Origin of the sequence: Helicobacter jaachi (genome assembly GCF_000763135.2) — a bacterium.
Classification (GTDB): Bacteria; Campylobacterota; Campylobacteria; order Campylobacterales; family Helicobacteraceae; genus Helicobacter_C; species Helicobacter_C jaachi.
Genome location: NZ_JRPR02000002.1, coordinates 93488 through 111541 on the forward strand (window position 1 = coordinate 93488; position 18054 = coordinate 111541).

Sequence of the window (18054 nt, forward strand, 5' to 3'; positions counted from 1 at the left end):
TCTAGCCGCTAAATGCGCTGAGTTGGGCATTGATTTTATCATATTTTTCTTGCGCTGCACTCAAGGCTTGCTTATTTTGCTCAAACACATGCGGTGGCGCGTTTTTTATAAACTGCTCATTACTTAGCATGCTTTGCAGTTTGGTAATGTCTTTTTCAAGCTTTTGCTTTTGATTATTTAAACGCGCAGTAATTGCGCTTAAATCAACGCCTGTTAGCTGCATATAGCACTCACAATACTCGCTCACATCAACCACGCTGCCCGCTATTTTATCGCTCACTAGCTCAAGGTGCGCAACTTTAGCTAGCTTGCACACAAATTGTTCAAGCAGTGACTTTGCAAGCGCGGCATTAAGCTTCACATACACTTTTTCCACAGGCGCATTACCTAGCTCCAATGTGGCTTTTAGCCGCCGTATGGAGATAATCACATCTTGGATAATATTAAAATCGCGCTCAATTTGTGCTAGATTGCTATCTAGTGCGCGCGCTTTGGGATAGGGGGCAATCATTATAGAATCTGCAGATTCTATCTTAGTGCCATTAAGGCTATGCCAGAGCCAATCGGTAATAAAAGGCATATAAGGGTGCAAAAGCAACATCGCACCCTTAAAAATCGCACCTAGCTCATATACAGAATCTTTGCTTGCCTTTGCTAGCTCAATCCCCCAATCGCAAAATTCCCCCCACAAAAAGCGATACAAAATACTTGCCCCATCATTGAAGCGATACGCATTTAGCGCCTCTCGCACTTCGTTTGTAGCCTTATAAAAGCGCGCTAGCATATACTGCCCTAGAGGTGTTGTAATCTCTAAATGCCCCACATCGCCAAAGCCACGCTCTAGCGCCTCCTTGCCACCTAGCTGCTCAAGATACATATTTAAAAACTGCGCAGCGTTGTAGAGTTTATTAGTAAAATTATTGATAGTTTCTAAGGTATGCGCAGAGAGCTTCACATCTCGCCCTTGTGCGCAAAGATAAGCCAAACTAAAGCGCAAAGTATCCGCGCCATAAGTTTGTATCATATTTAAAGGGTCAATGACATTGCCTTTGCTTTTTGCCATTTTCTGCCCATCTTTATCCCGCACAAGCGCGTGCAAATAGACATCTTTAAAGGGTAGTTTATGCAGGAGAGATTCCCCACTTAAAATCATTCGCGCCACCCAGAAAAACAAAATATCAAAGCCTGTGATAAGCAAAGTATTAGGATAAAAGTCTATTAAATCATTTGCCCCATACAATGTGTGATTTATAGAATCTACATTTGAAGTATTTTGGCTCTTTTCAATGCTCTCATTCCCCCAGCCTAGCGTGCTGAAAGCCCATAGCCCAGAGCTAAACCAAGTATCTAGCACATCATTATCTTGCTTTGTGATTTTAAGGTGGCATTTTGGGCAAGTGGGATAATCAGATTCTGAAGCGACCCTCTCCCCGCATTCGCAATACCATACAGGGATTCTATGTCCCCACCAAAGCTGACGAGAAATGCACCAATCCTTAAGCTCGCGCATCCATGCGTTGTAGTTATTAAGCCACTGCGGCGGGATAAAATGCAACTGCTTTTCATTCACGCGCTTAATGGCATTAAAAGCGACTTCTTTTTTGACAAACCATTGTTTAGAAATATATGGCTCTACTACATTGCCGCAGCGGTAGCATTTGCCCACTTGATTAGTATAATCCTCGATTTTTTCTACAAAACCTTGCTCTTGCAGTGCTTTTATAATATCGTGGCGCGCTGCTAGCCTATCTTTGCCCGCAAAGGCTCCAGCGTGCGCGTTTAAAATGCCCTTTTCATCAAAAATAGTAATAAATTCTAAATGATGTCTTTTGCCCACTTCATAGTCATTTATATCATGCGCTGGCGTTACCTTCACGCAGCCGCTTCCAAAGTCCATATCCACCGCAGTATCCGCAATGATTGGAATTTCACGATTTAAAAGGGGTAAAATCACGCTTTTACCGATAAAATGCGCGTATCGCTCATCTTGTGGATTAACCATAACCGCACTATCGCCAAAGAAAGTCTCCGGGCGTGTAGTAGCCACAATAAGGCATTCCTTGCTCTCCTTAATAGGGTAGCGCAGATAGTAGAGTTTGCCTGCATTTTCCTCATACTCTACTTCAATATCACTTAGTGCGCCATCTTTCACGCACCAATTTATCATATAATTATCCTGCACGATTAAGCCTTGATTATACCACTGCACAAACGCCTTTTTAACGGCATTTTGCAAGCCTTTATCCATTGTAAAGCGCAGGCGAGACCAAGCGGGCGTGATGCCTAAATGATACATTTGATTAATAATTGCTCCCCCACTTTGCTCTTTCCATTCCCACACGCGTTTTATAAACTCCTCTCTGCCCAAATCCTCCTTATGTATGCCTTGTGCTAAGAGCTGCTTTTCAACTACATTTTGCGTAGCAATGCCTGCGTGGTCAAGTCCGGGCTGATAGAGGGTTTTAAAGCCATTCATTCTTTTATAGCGCGTGATAATATCTTGCAGGCTGAAAGTGAGCGCATGCCCGATATGCAGCACGCCTGTAACGTTAGGAGGAGGCATCATAATGCTAAAACAAGGTGGATTTGGCTGCTCCCACAGGGATTTATTCCCCTCAATTTCAAAATATCCGCGCTCTTTGCAAATATTATAGAATCTAGATTCTATAATGTGCGGGTTATAGCCCTTTTTTGCTTCTGTGGTGTTTTGGGTGGGATTCATAAAATGCCTTTGTGGTATTTAATTTGCTTTATGTGTATTATAATACCAAAATGCTAAAAACAAATGGAGGCAAATATGACTTACGAGCTAAAGATGCCAATTTTAGGCTTTGATGATGTGACAAAAGTGGAGCTAGAAAAAATTGATGAAACTTTTAGCAAAATTCGCTCGCTTGATGGGGAACGCTCCTTTGAAATTACACTAGTTAATCCCTTTTCGCTCTGTGATTATGCCTTTACTATCCCAACTGCTGATGAGAGGCTATTAGATTTAGATGAAAAAAGGGGGGATAAAGTAGAGGTGTATTGCGTGGTGGTGGTGCAAAAGCCCATTGAAAATTCTATTGTCAATCTTATGGCGCCTTTTGTGTTTAATCCCGCTAATGCCTCCGCACTACAGGTTACTACACTCCCTGTGGCAGAATATCCGCAATTTAGCAAAGTGCAGCCTTTGAAAGAATTTTTATCACAAGAAGTCCTTGAAACGCTTAATAAATAAACTCGCTTTATGCCACTCTCAAACCTCAATGCCGAGCAAGCCCAAGCCGCTCACGCGCCAAGTGGGCATAATCTCATCATTGCTTCAGCTGGCACGGGGAAAACTTCTACTATCGTTGGTCGCATAGCCTATCTTTTAAAACAGGGCTTAGAGCCTAAGGATATTTTGCTGCTTACTTTTACTAATAAGGCAAGCAATGAAATGATTGCACGCGTAGCAAAGCTCTTTGGCGAGCAACTAGCAAAAAATATAGAATCTGGCACTTTTCACGCCGTGGCATATCGGTATTTAAGAGAGCATAAGCAAATCCACCTAAAACAGCCCAAAGAATTACAAATGCTTTTTAAAAGCCTTTATGATAAACGCGTGTTTAGTCAAGATTCTATAAAGGCATATTCTGCGCAATATCTTTTTCAAAGCTACTCACTTTTTGTAAATGCTGCTTTTCAGGGTGGCTTTGGCAGCTGGCTTATAGAGAAAAATCCGCAGCAAGAGGCTTTTATAGCCATTTATGAAGATGTGATTAGTGAGTTTCAGAATCTAAAAAGCACACATCACTATGCGGATTATAATGATTTGCTCCTTTTGTATAGAGAGGCTCTCCTAGCACTGCCAAAGCCACCATTTGCCGAAGTGCTATGCGATGAGTATCAAGATACTAATCCTTTGCAAGATTCTATCCTTAATGCGCTCAATGCGCCAAGTCTTTTTTGTGTGGGGGATTATGACCAAAGCATTTATGCCTTTAATGGCGCAGATATTAGCATTATTAGCAGTTTTAAGGAGAAATACCATGACGCGCGGGTGTTTAATTTAAGCAAAAATTACCGCTCAAGCAAATATATTTTGCAGCTTGCCAATAAGGTTATCGAAAAAAATGAGCGCATTTATCCCAAATCGCTAGAAGTGATTAAGCAAGGTGAATTTGCCCCGCCAAAGCTAGTGTGCTATGATGAATTATTTTTGCAATATCAGGGCATTGCTAAACGCATAGCCTTGAGCAACCTGCCCTATGAGGATACGGCAATTATTTTTCGCAATAATTCTAGTGCCGATGGCATTGAGGCTAGTCTAAGGGAGCTAAATATCCCCTCAAAGCGCAAAGGAAGTGTGAGCTTTTTTGACACCAAAGAAGTGAGCCTTTTGCTTGATATTTGTTCCCTCACACTTAATCCTCGCGATATGATGGCATATATCCATACTTTAAGCTATGGCAAGGGCATCGGTAATGGCATTGCAAAGGATATTTATGAGGCGTTATTCCGCTTAGGCGAGGGGGATTGCCATAGGGGTATGTTTGAGCCAAAAGCGAATATAAAAGCCTATGAGCAAAGGAGTAAAAACACGCAACTAGGGCTTTTTGATGATTTTTTTACATTAGAAAATCAAGCGCGCTTTGATGCGTTTGTAAGCCCAAAATTTGCCTCCCACCCCATTTTGCAGCACCCAAAATTGCATAAAGAGGGCGCGATATTTTTAAGTGATTTTTATGAAATGCTTAGCCACACACGCTCTGTGCGCACACCAAAGGCAATGATAGCCTATATTATGCAAGCAAAGTTTTTTACAGACATTATGCACACACTAGCCACCACTCGGGCTAAATTAAAGGACGGAAACATCGATAGCGCGCGCTTTGAGCAGGCTTTAGAATCTATTAAGCGCAAGGCTAATCTTTTAAGCGACTTGGCAAAAAATTATAATGATTTGGGCAAATTTTTAAACGCGATGATTTTGGGTTCAAGCGAGGCGGTAGAGGGCAATGGCGTGCATTTGCTTAGTGTGCATGCGGCTAAGGGATTAGAATTTCAAAATGTGTATGTGGTGGATTTAATGGAGGGGCGATTTCCTAATCGCAAGCTTATAAGCAAGGGCGGGAGTTTGGAGGAGGAGCGCAGGCTTTTTTATGTGGCAATTACGCGCGCTAAGGAAAATCTTACCCTTTCTTTTGCCAAAAAAGATGCGCTTAAAAATATTGACTACGCACCTTCAATTTTTCTCTATGAGGGGGAGCTGCTGCATAAAGATAGTGTGTTATAGCCACTGCACTTAGTTTAGTTTTTAAGGAAACTTGCCTTTGGCGCTTTTGGCTACTTTGTAAAACACCTCGTCCATTGTATCGCTTTGAAATTGTGCTTTTAGCGCTTGGGGCGTGTCAAATGCCGCGATTTTGCCATCTACCATAATGCTCACGCGGTGACAATACTCCGCTTCGTCCATATAATGCGTGGTTACAAATATGCAAGTGCCGCTATCTGCTGCGGCTAAAATCAGCTCCCAAAACTGCCGCCTAGCGATAGGGTCTACCCCACCTGTAGGCTCATCAAGAAAAATAATGCGCGGTTTATGGAAATTTGCCACGCAAAAAGCTAGCTTTTGCTTCCAGCCTAGCGACAAATCAGCCACGAGCGTATCGTATTTATCGCTAAATTTGAGTAAAGACAAAAGCTCATCGCTACGCGTAGCAATGTCTTGCTTGCTCATTCCATAGATTCTGCCAAACAAGTAAAGATTTTCCCATACTTTTAAATCATCATAGAGTGCGAATTTTTGACTCATATAGCCGATATGCTTTTTTATTTGCTCACTCTGTGTCCTCACATCAAAGCCGCACACGCGCACTTCTCCAGCGCTTGGCACGCTAAGCCCGCATAGAATCTTCATTGCTGTGCTTTTGCCCGCGCCATTTGCGCCCAAAAAGCCAAAGATTTCACCAGCTTTGATGGCAAAGCTAATGTCATTGACTGCGTGAAATGTGCCAAAAATCTTTGATAAATGCACCACTTCGATGATGTTTTGGCTATTTTGCATAATAATCCTTGTGTAAAAACTTCAAAAGCAGATTGTAGCACAATGTAGCCATTTTTCAAACGATTGTTTTAATTTAAGCAAGCAGCTTTTGGATTAGCTTTAGGGCAGATTTTTAGCGCCTTAAGAATGGGATTGAAGTGTTTAGCGTAAAAATTCTATAAAGCAATCTTCAATGCTAGGCTTAATCTCTGTAATACTAACGCCCTTATTTGCCGCATATTTGCGCTTTAAGCTATCAAGCTGCTGCGCGATATTTGCAGTTTTAAACACAATATGAAAATCCTTTGCAAATAAAAAGCACGAATGCACGCCCTCCATACTTCGCAAGCCTTCAAGCGTGGTAAAGAGCAAATGCTCATCTATTCCGCTTAGTTTAAAAAGCCTGTGCGGATATGATGCGCAGATATTTTGTGGCGTGTCAATGCTTAGAATCTTGCCATTTGCCAAAAGTGCAATTTCATCGCATAAATTTGCCTCGTCCATATATGGCGTGGATACAAGGATAGTCATTTGCTTTTTAAGCTCGCCTAAAATCTCCCAAAACTCCGCGCGGCTCACCATATCTACACCAGTAGTTGGCTCATCTAAAAATAAAATTTTAGGCTTATGGATAAGCGCACAGCAAAGGGCTAGCTTTTGCTTCATTCCCCCGCTTAAAGCACCCGCTCTGCGGTCTAAAAATGGCTCTAGCGCGCTAAAAATAGGCTTAATAAGCGCATAATTTTCTTCAATACTCACTTGGAAAATATCTGCAAAAAATGTAAGATTTTCTTTCACGCTTAAATCCGCATAGAGGCTAAATACTGCAGGCATATAGCCTATGATTTGGCGGATTTGCCTATATTCTTGCACCAAGTCAAAGCCCGCTATGCTGCCTTTTGCATGTGTATCTTGCGTGTGCTGTGTAGCATTTGTGCTTTTTGCGTGCTGTGCGGCGTGCGTGCGCGGCGCGGCGTTTTTGCCATGCTTAGCGCGCGGTATAGAATCTACACTATCAGGGAGCATAAGCGTGCTTAAGATTCTAAAAAGCGTGCTTTTGCCCGCGCCATCTGCGCCGATAATGCCAAAAATGCAATGAGGCTTTACCTCAAAGCTAATATTTTCTAGTGCTACAAGCTCACCATAATATTTGTAAATATGCTCTATGTGAATGATTGGCTTAGATTCTGTGTTGGATTTTATATGAGATTTTATGCCGGATTGCGCGCTAGATTCTATAATTAAATCTACGCTTTGCGCGGTATTTGTGGCATTTATGATATTTGTAGCATTACTAGAAGTGCTATTTTGCATATCGCGCCTTTAAGGCATAGAATCTAGCTTAATCTCGCCATAGCCGCCAATTTTTAATAGCCCATCATTTTCCACATCAATCTTAATGGCATAGACTAAATTTTGCCGCTCATCTTTAGTCATAATCGTTTTAGGCGTGAATTCCGCTTCACTTGAAATCCATGAAATAACGCCCTCATACACCTTATATCCCTCCATTTGCGCGCTAGATTCTGTATTTTTAGAATCTACATACACTTTTACTTTATCACCAAGTTTAATGCGCACTATATCATCATAATTAAGATAAGCCTTAAGGCGCAAAGTGCGCGTATCTGCCATACGCAAAAGCGCCTTTGATGGGCTAGTTAGCTCGCCATTAAAAGCATACTTTTCAAGCACCACGCCATCAAGGGGCGCGATAATATCTGTGCGCGCGATTTTATCATCTAAAATATCAAGCTCTTTTTGCAATGACTGGCTTTTATACGCGGCATTATCCACATTTTGCTTTGTGCTTGCATTTGCCTTAAAGAGCCTTTGTGTGCGCGCTAATTCATCAAGTGCGTGCGCTAAATCAAGTGCTAGTTTTTCTCGCTGCAGCTCTAGCGCACTGCTATCAATTGTGCCTAAAAGCGCGCCTTTGCTCACCGCCTCGCCCTCTCTTACCTCAAAGCCCATAATGCGCCCGCTGCCCTCTGTGCTAAGGAGTATTTCATCAGCCTCAAACATTCCCATAGCATCAAACTCCCTGCTATCCCCACACGCGCAAAGCATTAGCCCCACGCAAATGCTAATTATATATCCCAAAAAATTTTTGCCTTTCATTTCTAATCCTTTGCTCTAGATTCTATACCTGCGTCATTTTGCAAACACTGCTTGCGCGCTAGCAACACATTCTATATCACTCCCACACATTATGCAACTGCTTAAGGGAAAAGATTTGCAAAAGAAATTCAATTTCTATGTATTTTTGCTGCAGGAGCGCAAGATTAAGATTATTAATATCTGTAATAAAATCATTAATGCTTAAAATCCCATTTTTTAATCGCGCCTCTTGCGTGCGCAAAATATCTTCATACAAAGTAATAATGCGTGCATTTTCTCTTAATTGCGCTAGCAAATTATGCGCACTTTTAATCATTTCATTGCGCGTTATGGCAGTTTGCAGCATAAATTCCTCTTTTTTAGAATCTAGCTGCAAGCGCGCATTTTGGATAAGCTCACGCTCTGTGCGCAGCGTATAAAAATTGCTAAAATCCCAATTTAGGCGCACACCCGCGATGTAGTAAGGCTCAAACTTCCCGCTTAAAATATTCAAACTAGGATTAGCATAGCCTAGCTGCAAAAACGCATCAATATGCGGTAGATTTTTTGCATTCTCCACGCTTTGGCGCGTGGCAATCTCTTTATTTTTAAGTGAGAAATACATCATTTCAGGGCGCAGCATAAAGTCCTTAGTATCTGCTTGTGTTAGATATTGTTTTTGTAGCTCAATATCTGGCATTTGCAGTCCGCTAGATTCTAAAATGATAGAATCTACCCCACTAAGCGCGCTTAGACTATCAAGTGCAATGGCTTTTTGCGTGCGCAATAGCTCATCATTTTTTTGCGCGCTAATGATTTGAATGCGCATTTTAGTGAGCGCATCTCGCTGTAGCACGCCATTTTTATACTGGGCTTGTATATTGTCATAATTTTTTTCTAAATCCATAATGTGCAGGGCATTTTGTTTGATTTGAGAATCAAGCAAAAGCGCTTGAAAATACACATTTATCACCGCTTTGCTCACTTGATAAAGACTTACTTCTAGCTCGCTTTTTTGGCTCTCATACTGCGCTAGAGCCATTTTTTTGCTCGCAGAAATGCCCATATCAAGCAGCGGCTGGGAAATTTCAAGCGTGAAAGCATATTGGTCTTTGCTTAGAGGCGTGTAGCCATCAAGATGTAGCCCCATACCGCTTAGAGCAGCGGTATTAAAGGGTAGTGTAACGACATCGCTTTGATAGCTCACTTTACTAGCAAACTTTGTGCGCGCGATGTAGCGGGTATTGAGCGAGCTAAGATTAAGAGAGAGCGCATTTTGCAAAAGTGCGGCATTTTTGTGCAACGGATAATGTTTTTTAGCAGCATCAATAAGCGATTGTATATTTTCTTGCGCGCCTAGCACGCACCAAATAAAGCTCCACAAAAGCATAACACGCAACATTTTAAGCCCTCTATATAAATTCATAAACTAGACTTCACAAATTAGAACATGCCTTTAAAATGGCATTACCCCTAAAAAAGAGCGGCATTATATTCAAAAAGCTTGATAAAGTCAAACGATTGTTTGACTTTGCCTTGCGCGGAATATCGCGCAAATGTGGATTTACTAAACTTAATGTAACTTTTAACTAAAAGCCTTATAATGTCGTCTTTTCAAAAATTTGCGATTTAAAAAGGATATGTTTGCAGCCAAATGAGCTAGATTCTATGGATTTTCCCCTCGTGTCCATAATCATTCCTAATTTTAATACCGCGCGCTTTGTCTCCAGTGCGCTTAAATCTTGCATAGAACAGACCTATACCCATTGGGAGGCAATCATTGTCGATGACGCCTCTAAGGATAATTCTGCGCGTATTATTGCAGATTTTGCCAGCCAAGATACACGCATAAAGCCCATATTTTTAGAATCTAATGGCGGCGTGGCAAATGCGCGCAATCTTGCTTTGCAGGCTGCTAGTGGGCGCTTTATCGCCTTTTTAGATGCCGATGATGTGTGGGAGAAGCATAAACTAGAATATCAAGTGCGCTTTATGCTTGCAAATGATGTGGCGCTAAGCTATGGGGATTATTATGTGATTGATGAGGAGGATAGCATTTTGGGCGATTTTATCCCAGAGGCGCACATTACTTTTAAAAATATGCTAAAAACCTGCCAAATAGGTAACTCCACAGCTGTTTATGATGCAAATAAATGCGGCAAAGTAAAAGCCGGACAAATCCGCCAAGATTATGAACTATGGCTTAGTATTTTGCGCGATTTTAGCGCGCAAAAAGTATGCTTCGCCCCCCCCCCCGCATAACTCTACACAGCCACGCACAAGCCCATATCTAGCCTTTATTAGAATCCGCAAAGGCAGCGATACCTATAATCGCCTAAAAACCGCCAAGCGGCAATGGCTCGTCTATCGCCAAGTGCTAGAATTAAGTATATTTAAAAGCGCGTATTACTTTAGCTGCTATATTTTTTACGCGCTAAAAAAGCGCCTTTCATACTTTAGCCTTTTCTCCCCCCCCCCCCCCTTATACGGCAGCGGCGTAAAAAATCTCTAAAGCAAGCCAAATGATTAATCTCGCACCCCATCACACAGCTAAGCAAAGAGTGCATAGCGTGCGCTATTGCGCTAGCCCAGCACTTTATGCGCTATGTCTTTTGCCTTTGTGCGCGCTGCCTTTCTCGCCGCTTGTATGTTTTGTCGGCGCATTTTTGTGCCTTTTTGCTTTTCATAATGGGCTAGATTCTGTGTCGCGCGTTATTTTGGGGATTAGCTTAGTTTTGAGCGGGAGCGTTGTATATGCCTCGCGTGTGTATTTTAATTGGGAGGGCGATGATTTTATCCGTTATTATCAAACTTATAAACTCCTGCTTGAAGGCAATATCAAAGGCATACAAGCATATGGCATAGAATGCGGCTTGTCCTTGTGGCACATTGCACTTATTGCGTTGTTTGGCGAGCTAAGTCCAGCAGGCTTGCTCTTTTGGACGATTTTACCCCCAAGCATACTTTTTCTTATTTGGCTTGAAAAATACGCTATGCAGGGCTTAGATGATAGTCAAAAAGCCATTTGTATCTTTCTATCCTTTCTCTTTTTTGATTTCTACATTGCTTCAGAATACACGCGGCAGTTTTACTCCTCCATTTTTATCCTCTATGCCTTAAGCGTGGTATCTATGCGAGCTAAAATAGCCTTTAGTTTGCTAGCCTGCGTATTTCATTTAAGCGCGCTTTTGCTATTGCCTCCGCTTTTTTTGCTTAAAAAATATCCTAAATTCACCCTAAGCCTATCTTTAATTGCGCTCATTGTCCTAAGTATTGGCTTTGGCGGCTTGCTTTTATTTTATCAAGCGGGCATTTTGCCCAAAAATCTCCCTCTTTTTGATAAGCTAGGATTCTATATTGTCATCAAGCCGCATTCCACAATCCCAAATATTATTGAATTATTTTTCATCTTTTTGCTTTTTGCTAGTTTTTTGTTGCGTGGCGATAGTTTTAAAGCGCGCTGGTTTTATTTTGTCATCTTTTTTCTTTTGCTCTATTTTGCGCTTCTTTTTGTGCATAGTGGCATTGCTCATCGCAGCACGATTTTGCTTACCACCATTTTGCTAGGTTTTTTGCTTTTTGTGGGTTTAAGACAATTTTTCATCTTTTTGCTCATTTTTTGCGCGCTTGCTTTCATCTACAAGCTTAAAGTTATGCTTTTTGGTAGAGATGTATTTTGGCTTTTTGAAAGCTATCCAGCCTTTGGCGAGTGGTTTTATTTTATTTCTTAAGGAGTATTCTTATGGATTCTGTAAGTGTCTTACGCGTGTTTTGGCGCAATAAATGGCTTTTTAGTGGTGTATTTTTAGTGATTTTTGTTATAGGTGGTGTGTATATTGCCTATAGCGCGCGCGTGCAGCAGCAAAGTAACGCCATAAGCGCGCATAATAATTATGCCTTTTTCCTTATGTCAAAGGCAGTGCAGAAGTATCCAAATGTCTCTAGCAGCCTATTTGTAACGCATAAGATTTTAAATCCTATCTTAAATCGCCTCTTAAACGCCCCAGATTCTATCATTGCAGAATCTATGAGCCAATCTACTATAGAATCCAGCGCGTCCATTATACAAGTGATAAAAAATAATTTGTGGGTGCTTCCCCCAGCAAATCCCTCCATATACGCACCTGATGCATATTGGTTCATCTATCCTGCACAAAGTGCTAAAGAAGCTCAAGATATAGCAGATTTGCTTGTGTATTTTATCCAAAGTGCACCCGAAGTGCAGGCATTTATGGAGCATTTCCGCACACTTGCCACAGCGCAGAGCGATGGCGTTTATAAAACATCATTAGAAGATATTTTGCAAAATGGCGCATTTATTCACTCAACTCCGCAAGCAACAAATACAAGAGGCTTTAGCGAGATGAGTATTATGAAAGAAAGCATAAGCGGGCGCTTTACTACGCGCAGCAAGTGGATTCTCCTCCTTGCCTCCGCGTTTGTGCTAGCTGCGCTAAGTGTGTTTGTGAAAGAATTTTTAAGCACGCAGTGGCGTAATATTAAGCATTCCTAAGCAAACACGCCATGAGCTATGCACTAAATATCCTCCTATGCGCCAATGAGCCATATATCAAATACGCAAGCGTTGCGATGTATTCGCTCATTTCCCACACGCAGGCGGCTCTAAATTTTTATATCCTTTGTGATGAGAGCGCGCACCCCTCTACATTACAAAGACTTAAATCCCTGCAGTCTGCTCGAGTGCGCATTCACACCTTTTGCTGCTCTCTTGCGCCCTTTAGGCAGCTCTCTACTCTCAATGGCAGCCTTATGGCCTATATGCGCCTGCTTGCAGATAGCGTGCTGCCTAGTAATATACAAAGGTATCTCTACATCGATACTGATGTGCTTGTGTGTGGGGATATTTTAGAGCTTTATCACATCAATATGGAGGGTAAGCTCCTTGCTGCTGTGCGCGATATAGCCTTTCACGCAGGCTCAAGCCACATACCTAATCATAACGATTTTTATTTTAATTCTGGCGTGCTGCTAGTGGATTTAACCAAATGGCGCAAAGAGCGCACTACACAAAGGCTTTTTGATATTTTACATACTAATCCTAGCCTAACAGAGGGCTTTCACGACCAGAATTTGCTTAACTTCGCGCTAGCTAGCGACACACTTGAGCTTAGTGTGCAATGGAATGTGATATATGTGCCGCATTTAGTCTTTGCACCTCATACTTTTGCCTCTAGCGCTTTTGCCTTTGCAGTGCCACAATCTTTAAAGGCAGATGAAATCCTCTCGCGCCACAGCGAGCAAGCCTACACAAACGCCCTGCAGCACCCCAAAATCTTGCATTTTGCCGCCCAGCCTAAACCTTGGGAAAAAATGTGCTACATTAAAGACAACGCGCCTGCACTAGATTCTATAAACCAGCTAGATTTTGCAAATAAGCCAGATTCTATACATAAAGCGCGCTTTAGCCTTATTGATTTTGAAAACCCTTACGCGAGAAAATGGCGAGCCATAGCCTACAAAAGCCCTTTTGGCAAAGACATTAAGCGCGAGTATATAAAAGCCTTGCTTAAAGCGTATAAAACGCGCCTTATTTATGTGGCAAAGGTGTATTGCGCGCCACTTTATAGCATACTTTTAGCCATTAAAAATCGCTTTTTACAGAATCTAGCGCACTCCTCCAAAAGTTTAAAGCTCAAAGCCAAGAAATAAAGGAGCGCAAGTATGATATATGACTGCTTTACATGGTTTGATGAGCTAGATATATTAGAAATCCGCTTAAACACGCTAGATTCTATTATTGATTGCTTTGTGATTATCGAGGCAGATAGCACTTTTACTGGCACGCCAAAGGAGGCAAGATTTTTGGCCCATAGCGCACGCTTTGAAAAATTTATGCATAAAATTAGCTATCATTTTGTGCATTTGCCCTCTTTCTCACATTTGCCTACCATTGAGCAGCCATGGGCGCGCGAAAATTATCAAAGAAATTATATTAAAACCGCACTTTTAAGCCTTGCTAAGCCTAGTGATATTGTGATTATCTCCGATGTCGATGAAATCCCGCGCCCTCAAAGTGTTGCTAAATATGCCAAAGCCCTATCGCAGCGCCCTAGTATCAACACACCGCGTATCGAGGTGCTAGCGTGCGATATATTTTATTTTTATCTCAATAATTTATCCTTTGGGCATTATTGGTATGCTGGCGCGAAAATGCTTACCTTTGGCGATTTGTGCGATGATGAGCTTTTGGCGCATTGGGCGTATGAGGGAGAGGCGCGCTTTCTTATCCCCTCGCTAAATGTTGGCACGAGCGCTTCTAGGGTGAGAATGTATAATGGCAATAAGCAGCGCGTGCATTACCCTTGTGGTTGGCATTTGAGCTATATGGGCGGCGTGGATTGTGTAATAAAAAAGCTTGATAGCTTTGCACATCAAGAATGGCGCAATAGCGCAGATTCTATAAATGCCACTATTGCTCACAATGCCGCCACTGCCGCAGATTGCGGGGGGGGGGGGTATATCTTGCTAGATAGCAGAACAGAGCAGCGTGCGCTACAAATTATGCGTGATAGTAGATTTTGCGGCTATAAACTCATCGCCCTGCCACCACAAAGCGCTATGCTCCCGCCATTTGTGCGCGCAAATGCGGATAAATACGCGCATTTACTGCTTGTAGAATCTAGCGCGCATTTTGTGCGTTTAAAGCAGCGCGCGCTGTGGTGGCAAAGGAAAATTTATAGAATCTGCAGGCTCATAGCGCGCTTTATGCTAAGCAAAATAGGTCTTTTGCCTTTTCAAGTGCCTCCCACTTTGCGAAAAAAAGAAATAGAAAAATTATAGAATCTCAACAAAGGAGCAAAAATGACAAAACTTATCTTTGATGCCAAAGCCCTAAAAAGCCTGCATTCTCACAACGCTACGCGCAGCGGCATTACGCTTAGTGCATTTGGCATTTTATGCGCGCTAAAAAAGCATTGCAACATCGCACTTTACGCAGAAGTGGAGTATTATGAAATGTGTAAAATGGCGTGTAAAGGCACAAAATCGCTGCGGGATTTAGAATTTGTGCCGATGTATGGGTGGTTTGAAAAGCTTATATCGCGCGCATGTTATTACAAATACGCGCTCACTTATGCTAATGCGCCTAGATTTTTGCAGTTTTTAGCCAAAGTGATAAGCTATCCATTTGTGCTGCTTGCGCGCTCCTTGCATTTATCAAAAAGGCAGATTGCAACCCTGCAGGCGCATGGGGAGGTATTTTTCTCGCCATATTATGCCATCGCACCAGAGATTAGAGCATCTCAATTAGTCTGCTTTACGCTTTTGCACGATATTGCACCTTTGGTTTTAAGTGGGCATTTTGTCTTTGATAATAGACTGCTAGCGAGGCTTGCGCGCAAATATCTGCCTAAAGTAATGGCTAGGCACGATTTTTATGATATTGTAGATTCTATAAACCCTAAAGATTACTATTTTGCTAATTCCACTCACACGCGTAATGATTTCCTCCGCGCACTAGGCAAGCAGATAAACCCTACGCACTTTAGCGTAAACCTGCTAGGCTATGATAAGTCCATTTTCCACCCCTGCACAAATGCCGCGCTTAACGCACAGCTTAAGGCAAAATATGGCTTATCAAGCAATGCGCGCTATATTTTTAGCCTCTGCTCGCTAGAGCCGCGCAAAAATCTGCTTTTTGTCATCGAGCAGTTTGTCGCCTGCATTAAGCGATATGAGCTACAGGATTTGTATTTGCTGCTAGGTGGGGCGGCGTGGGATAATTTTAAGTCTATTTTGTCATCTAAAATTAGCTCTTTTGGCTTTTATGAGCATAAAATCATTCGTGTGGGCTATGTTGATGAGCAGTATTTGGCAAATCTCTTTTCTTTTAGCGTGTGCAGCGTGTATCTCTCTACTTATGAGGGCTTTGGGCTGCCAGTTTTAGAATCTATGGCGTGTGGTTGTCCCACTATCGCTTCAAATACCACTTCAATCCCCGAAGTCTTAGGCGATGGCGGTATTGCGCTTAGTCCTACTGATGCAAATGGGCTACAGGAGGCTATATATCGCATTTATAGCGATGTGGAGTATAGAGATGAGCTGTCACGCAGGGCTTTAGCACAGGCGAGTAAATTTAGCTGGGATTTATGCGCGGAGGGAATGTGTGAGGCGTTTGAAAAAGCTATAGAATCTAAGCAAGGCTTTAGGGGCGCGTAATGAGTGAATTACAAGTCATTCATAGAATATTTTTTGGCTTTAATGGCGATGATAGCGCGTATTTGCCCTATATTAAGACTTGGGAGGAGCAGCTGCCGCATTTTAGTATAAAGCTATGGAATGCCACAAATTTACCGCTAGATATTTGCCCTTATACTCGGGCTTTAAGTGAGCTGCAAGATGGCGTGTTTTTGGGAGATTACTACCGCTGGTGGATTTTGTATCATTATGGTGGGGTGTATTTGGATTGTGATATTGAGGTAGTGAATGGCGCAAAATTTAGCGCGCTATTAAAAGAGCTAGAGGAGAGTGAATATGAGGCGATTATTGGGATAGAATCTGCGCAAGGAGGCTACACAAGCCATTCTATGGCAGCCAAAAAGCATTCGCGTTTGGCTAAATTTATGTGCGAATTATATGAGCATTTGGGCAAGCTCTACTTAGCGCGCAAGAGTATGCTTATATCTCCGCAGTTAGTAGGGCTGTATTTTATGGATAATGGTGAGTTTATGCAAAGTGGCGGCTTTATAGGCGATATACAAGCGCCTATAATCGTGCAGGGCGTGAAAATCTATCCAAAGGATTATTTCTCACCCCTTAGCATTGGCGTGCCGCCGCGATTAGAGCATTTAAGCGCAAATACCGCTTTAGCCCATCATTGCGCGGCTTCGTGGTGTGAGCAGGATACGCGCTTTTTTGTTAATAAATTGGCGTTTGAAAAGCGTGTGAAGTTATTAAAAGACTATGAAGCGCAGGCAAAATCGCTGCGTTTTAGGCTTAAAAGTTTGCCAAAAAAGTTTTTTATAAATGTGTGCTTTCCGCATAATAGTAGGCGCAGAATGTGGGCAAAGTCGCTTGTGCAGCGGCTTATAAACTTTGGATTATATTAAATTAAAGGAGATGATTATGATATATGCGTTGAAAATGTGGCTTAAGGGGAGATTATCTCAAGCCCAATGGGAGTGGCTTAAACATTTAAGGCAGCGCCTTGTAGGACGCAGGGCGTATATGAATCCTAGCTATGCCATTGAGGGTGAGGATAGAATCGTGCGCGCGCTTTTGTGGCAGAAGCGCGATAGTGGATTTTATGTCGATGTGGGCGCGCATCACCCTTTTAGATTCTCAAATACTTATTTATTTTACACGCAGGGTTGGCGTGGGATAAATATAGACGCCACACCCGGCAGTATGGAGGCATTTAGAAAATACAGGGCGCGGGATATTAATTTGGAAATGGGCATTGGTGAAATTACAGAATCTAGCGCAAAAAATTTAGCGCAAGATAATTTAGCGGGGGGGGGGGGCAGCTCTTTAGCTAAAACATTTTTGGCATATCATATATTTGATGAAAGCTCGTGGAATACCTTTGATGAAGAGGTGGCAAAAACTCGCTCGGCAAGCTTTTGCGCGTGGTGAAAGTGCCTTTTAGGACATTAAGCGATGTGCTAGAGGAGTATCTGCCTAGCAATCAAGAAATTGACTTTTTGAGCGTGGATTGCGAGGGGTTTGATTTGTCGGTATTAAGGAGCAATGATTGGAGTAGGTTTAAGCCAAATATTGTGATTGTGGAGATTTTAAGTAATGTGTATGGCGAGCTTGACTTTAGCGCGCTGCAGGATAATGAAATTGCGCAATTCCTAGCGCAGCAAGGCTATGTCATCGTGGCAAAGGCGCATAATAGCGTGATTTTCCAACGCAAAGAATATCTTAAGAGTAAAGAACAAATCATACGCGAGCTTAGAGAGAGCAATGAGCGCGATTAAAGG

Annotated in this window: 17 protein-coding genes; 12 read left to right on the plus strand and 5 right to left on the minus strand. The window is 42.3% G+C overall.

The window, feature by feature from the left end; translation table 11 throughout:
* Nucleotide 1: 1 nt before the first annotated feature.
* Nucleotides 2–2722, minus strand: coding sequence for a valine--tRNA ligase (locus LS71_RS04145; protein WP_034352429.1), 2721 nt, complete (start codon nt 2720–2722; stop codon nt 2–4).
* A 75-nt stretch (nt 2723–2797) separates the two neighbouring features.
* On the opposite strand from LS71_RS04145, the gene fliW reads away from it, so the two are divergent.
* Together fliW and LS71_RS04155 are read left to right on the plus strand one after the other, a co-directional pair.
* Nucleotides 2798–3220: a flagellar assembly protein FliW gene (gene fliW, locus LS71_RS04150; RefSeq protein WP_034352426.1), complete on the plus strand. Its 423-nt coding sequence runs from the start codon at nt 2798–2800 to the stop codon at nt 3218–3220.
* Nucleotides 3221–3229: 9 nt separating this feature from the next.
* Nucleotides 3230–5260, plus strand: coding sequence for an ATP-dependent helicase (locus LS71_RS04155; RefSeq protein ID WP_034352423.1), 2031 nt, complete (start codon nt 3230–3232; stop codon nt 5258–5260).
* Nucleotides 5261–5281: 21 nt separating this feature from the next.
* Here the strand turns inward: LS71_RS04155 and LS71_RS04160 are convergent, their stop codons facing one another.
* From LS71_RS04160 to LS71_RS04175, 4 genes are all read right to left on the minus strand, one after another.
* The gene (locus LS71_RS04160; RefSeq protein WP_052057776.1) at nt 5282–6031 is read right to left on the minus strand and encodes an ABC transporter ATP-binding protein; all 750 of its coding nucleotides are present in this window, start codon (nt 6029–6031) and stop codon (nt 5282–5284) included.
* Between the two features lie 141 nt (nt 6032–6172).
* Nucleotides 6173–7324, minus strand: coding sequence for an ABC transporter ATP-binding protein (locus LS71_RS04165; protein WP_052057774.1), 1152 nt, complete (start codon nt 7322–7324; stop codon nt 6173–6175).
* Nucleotides 7325–7333: 9 nt separating this feature from the next.
* Complete coding sequence (locus LS71_RS04170) at nt 7334–8131, minus strand: HlyD family secretion protein (RefSeq protein ID WP_034352420.1); 798 nt, start codon at nt 8129–8131, stop codon at nt 7334–7336.
* 76 nt (nt 8132–8207) lie between these two features.
* Nucleotides 8208–9536: a TolC family protein gene (locus LS71_RS04175; RefSeq protein WP_034352417.1), complete on the minus strand. Its 1329-nt coding sequence runs from the start codon at nt 9534–9536 to the stop codon at nt 8208–8210.
* Between the two features lie 218 nt (nt 9537–9754).
* Between LS71_RS04175 and LS71_RS04180 the strand changes: the two genes are divergently transcribed.
* Genes LS71_RS04180 through LS71_RS04225 form a run of 10 tightly spaced genes read left to right on the plus strand, consistent with a single transcriptional unit; the run spans nt 9755 to nt 18051 of the window.
* Entirely contained in the window at nt 9755–10372 is a 618-nt protein-coding gene (locus LS71_RS04180; protein WP_052057772.1) for a glycosyltransferase family 2 protein, read from the plus strand.
* On the plus strand, nt 10302–10622 hold the full coding sequence (locus LS71_RS04185; protein WP_138109828.1) for a hypothetical protein: 321 nt from the start codon (nt 10302–10304) through the stop codon (nt 10620–10622). Before LS71_RS04180 ends, LS71_RS04185 begins: the two co-directional genes overlap by 71 nt.
* Before the next feature lie 10 nt (nt 10623–10632).
* On the plus strand, nt 10633–11841 hold the full coding sequence (locus tag LS71_RS04190; RefSeq protein WP_034352414.1) for an EpsG family protein: 1209 nt from the start codon (nt 10633–10635) through the stop codon (nt 11839–11841).
* Between the two features lie 11 nt (nt 11842–11852).
* On the plus strand, nt 11853–12623 hold the full coding sequence (locus LS71_RS04195; protein ID WP_034352412.1) for a GumC domain-containing protein: 771 nt from the start codon (nt 11853–11855) through the stop codon (nt 12621–12623).
* An 11-nt stretch (nt 12624–12634) separates the two neighbouring features.
* Nucleotides 12635–13780, plus strand: coding sequence for a glycosyltransferase family 8 protein (locus LS71_RS04200; RefSeq protein ID WP_034352408.1), 1146 nt, complete (start codon nt 12635–12637; stop codon nt 13778–13780).
* Between the two features lie 12 nt (nt 13781–13792).
* Nucleotides 13793–14911, plus strand: a complete 1119-nt coding sequence (locus LS71_RS04205; protein ID WP_052057767.1) for a glycosyltransferase family 17 protein — start codon at nt 13793–13795, stop codon at nt 14909–14911.
* Between the two features lie 21 nt (nt 14912–14932).
* Entirely contained in the window at nt 14933–16288 is a 1356-nt protein-coding gene (locus LS71_RS04210; protein WP_034352406.1) for a glycosyltransferase family 4 protein, read from the plus strand.
* Nucleotides 16288–17178, plus strand: a complete 891-nt coding sequence (locus LS71_RS04215; RefSeq protein ID WP_034352403.1) for a glycosyltransferase family 32 protein — start codon at nt 16288–16290, stop codon at nt 17176–17178. Before LS71_RS04210 ends, LS71_RS04215 begins: the two co-directional genes overlap by 1 nt.
* A 16-nt stretch (nt 17179–17194) precedes the next feature.
* Nucleotides 17195–17704, plus strand: a complete 510-nt coding sequence (locus LS71_RS04220; RefSeq protein WP_052057765.1) for a class I SAM-dependent methyltransferase — start codon at nt 17195–17197, stop codon at nt 17702–17704.
* Nucleotides 17698–18051, plus strand: coding sequence for an FkbM family methyltransferase (locus LS71_RS04225; RefSeq protein WP_194145661.1), 354 nt, complete (start codon nt 17698–17700; stop codon nt 18049–18051). The genes LS71_RS04220 and LS71_RS04225 overlap by 7 nt, the downstream gene beginning before the upstream one ends.
* The last annotated feature ends 3 nt before the right edge of the window (nt 18052–18054 follow it).

Excerpts from the sequence above, each read along its gene's own strand:
- LS71_RS04175 (WP_034352417.1), bottom strand. The coding sequence starts at position 9,536 with ATGAATTTATATAGAGGGCTTAAAATGTTGCGTGTTATGCTTTTGTGG.
- LS71_RS04220 (WP_052057765.1), top strand. The coding sequence starts at position 17,195 with ATGATATATGCGTTGAAAATGTGGCTTAAGGGGAGATTATCTCAAGCC.
- fliW (WP_034352426.1), top strand. The coding sequence starts at position 2,798 with ATGACTTACGAGCTAAAGATGCCAATTTTAGGCTTTGATGATGTGACA.
- LS71_RS04200 (WP_034352408.1), top strand. The coding sequence starts at position 12,635 with ATGAGCTATGCACTAAATATCCTCCTATGCGCCAATGAGCCATATATC.
- LS71_RS04195 (WP_034352412.1), top strand. The coding sequence starts at position 11,853 with ATGGATTCTGTAAGTGTCTTACGCGTGTTTTGGCGCAATAAATGGCTT.
- LS71_RS04210 (WP_034352406.1), top strand. The coding sequence starts at position 14,933 with ATGACAAAACTTATCTTTGATGCCAAAGCCCTAAAAAGCCTGCATTCT.
- LS71_RS04165 (WP_052057774.1), bottom strand. The coding sequence starts at position 7,324 with ATGCAAAATAGCACTTCTAGTAATGCTACAAATATCATAAATGCCACA.
- LS71_RS04185 (WP_138109828.1), top strand. The coding sequence starts at position 10,302 with ATGAACTATGGCTTAGTATTTTGCGCGATTTTAGCGCGCAAAAAGTAT.
- LS71_RS04190 (WP_034352414.1), top strand. The coding sequence starts at position 10,633 with ATGATTAATCTCGCACCCCATCACACAGCTAAGCAAAGAGTGCATAGC.
- LS71_RS04170 (WP_034352420.1), bottom strand. The coding sequence starts at position 8,131 with ATGAAAGGCAAAAATTTTTTGGGATATATAATTAGCATTTGCGTGGGG.
- LS71_RS04155 (WP_034352423.1), top strand. The coding sequence starts at position 3,230 with ATGCCACTCTCAAACCTCAATGCCGAGCAAGCCCAAGCCGCTCACGCG.
- LS71_RS04205 (WP_052057767.1), top strand. The coding sequence starts at position 13,793 with ATGATATATGACTGCTTTACATGGTTTGATGAGCTAGATATATTAGAA.
- LS71_RS04215 (WP_034352403.1), top strand. The coding sequence starts at position 16,288 with ATGAGTGAATTACAAGTCATTCATAGAATATTTTTTGGCTTTAATGGC.
- LS71_RS04145 (WP_034352429.1), bottom strand. The coding sequence starts at position 2,722 with ATGAATCCCACCCAAAACACCACAGAAGCAAAAAAGGGCTATAACCCG.
- LS71_RS04160 (WP_052057776.1), bottom strand. The coding sequence starts at position 6,031 with ATGCAAAATAGCCAAAACATCATCGAAGTGGTGCATTTATCAAAGATT.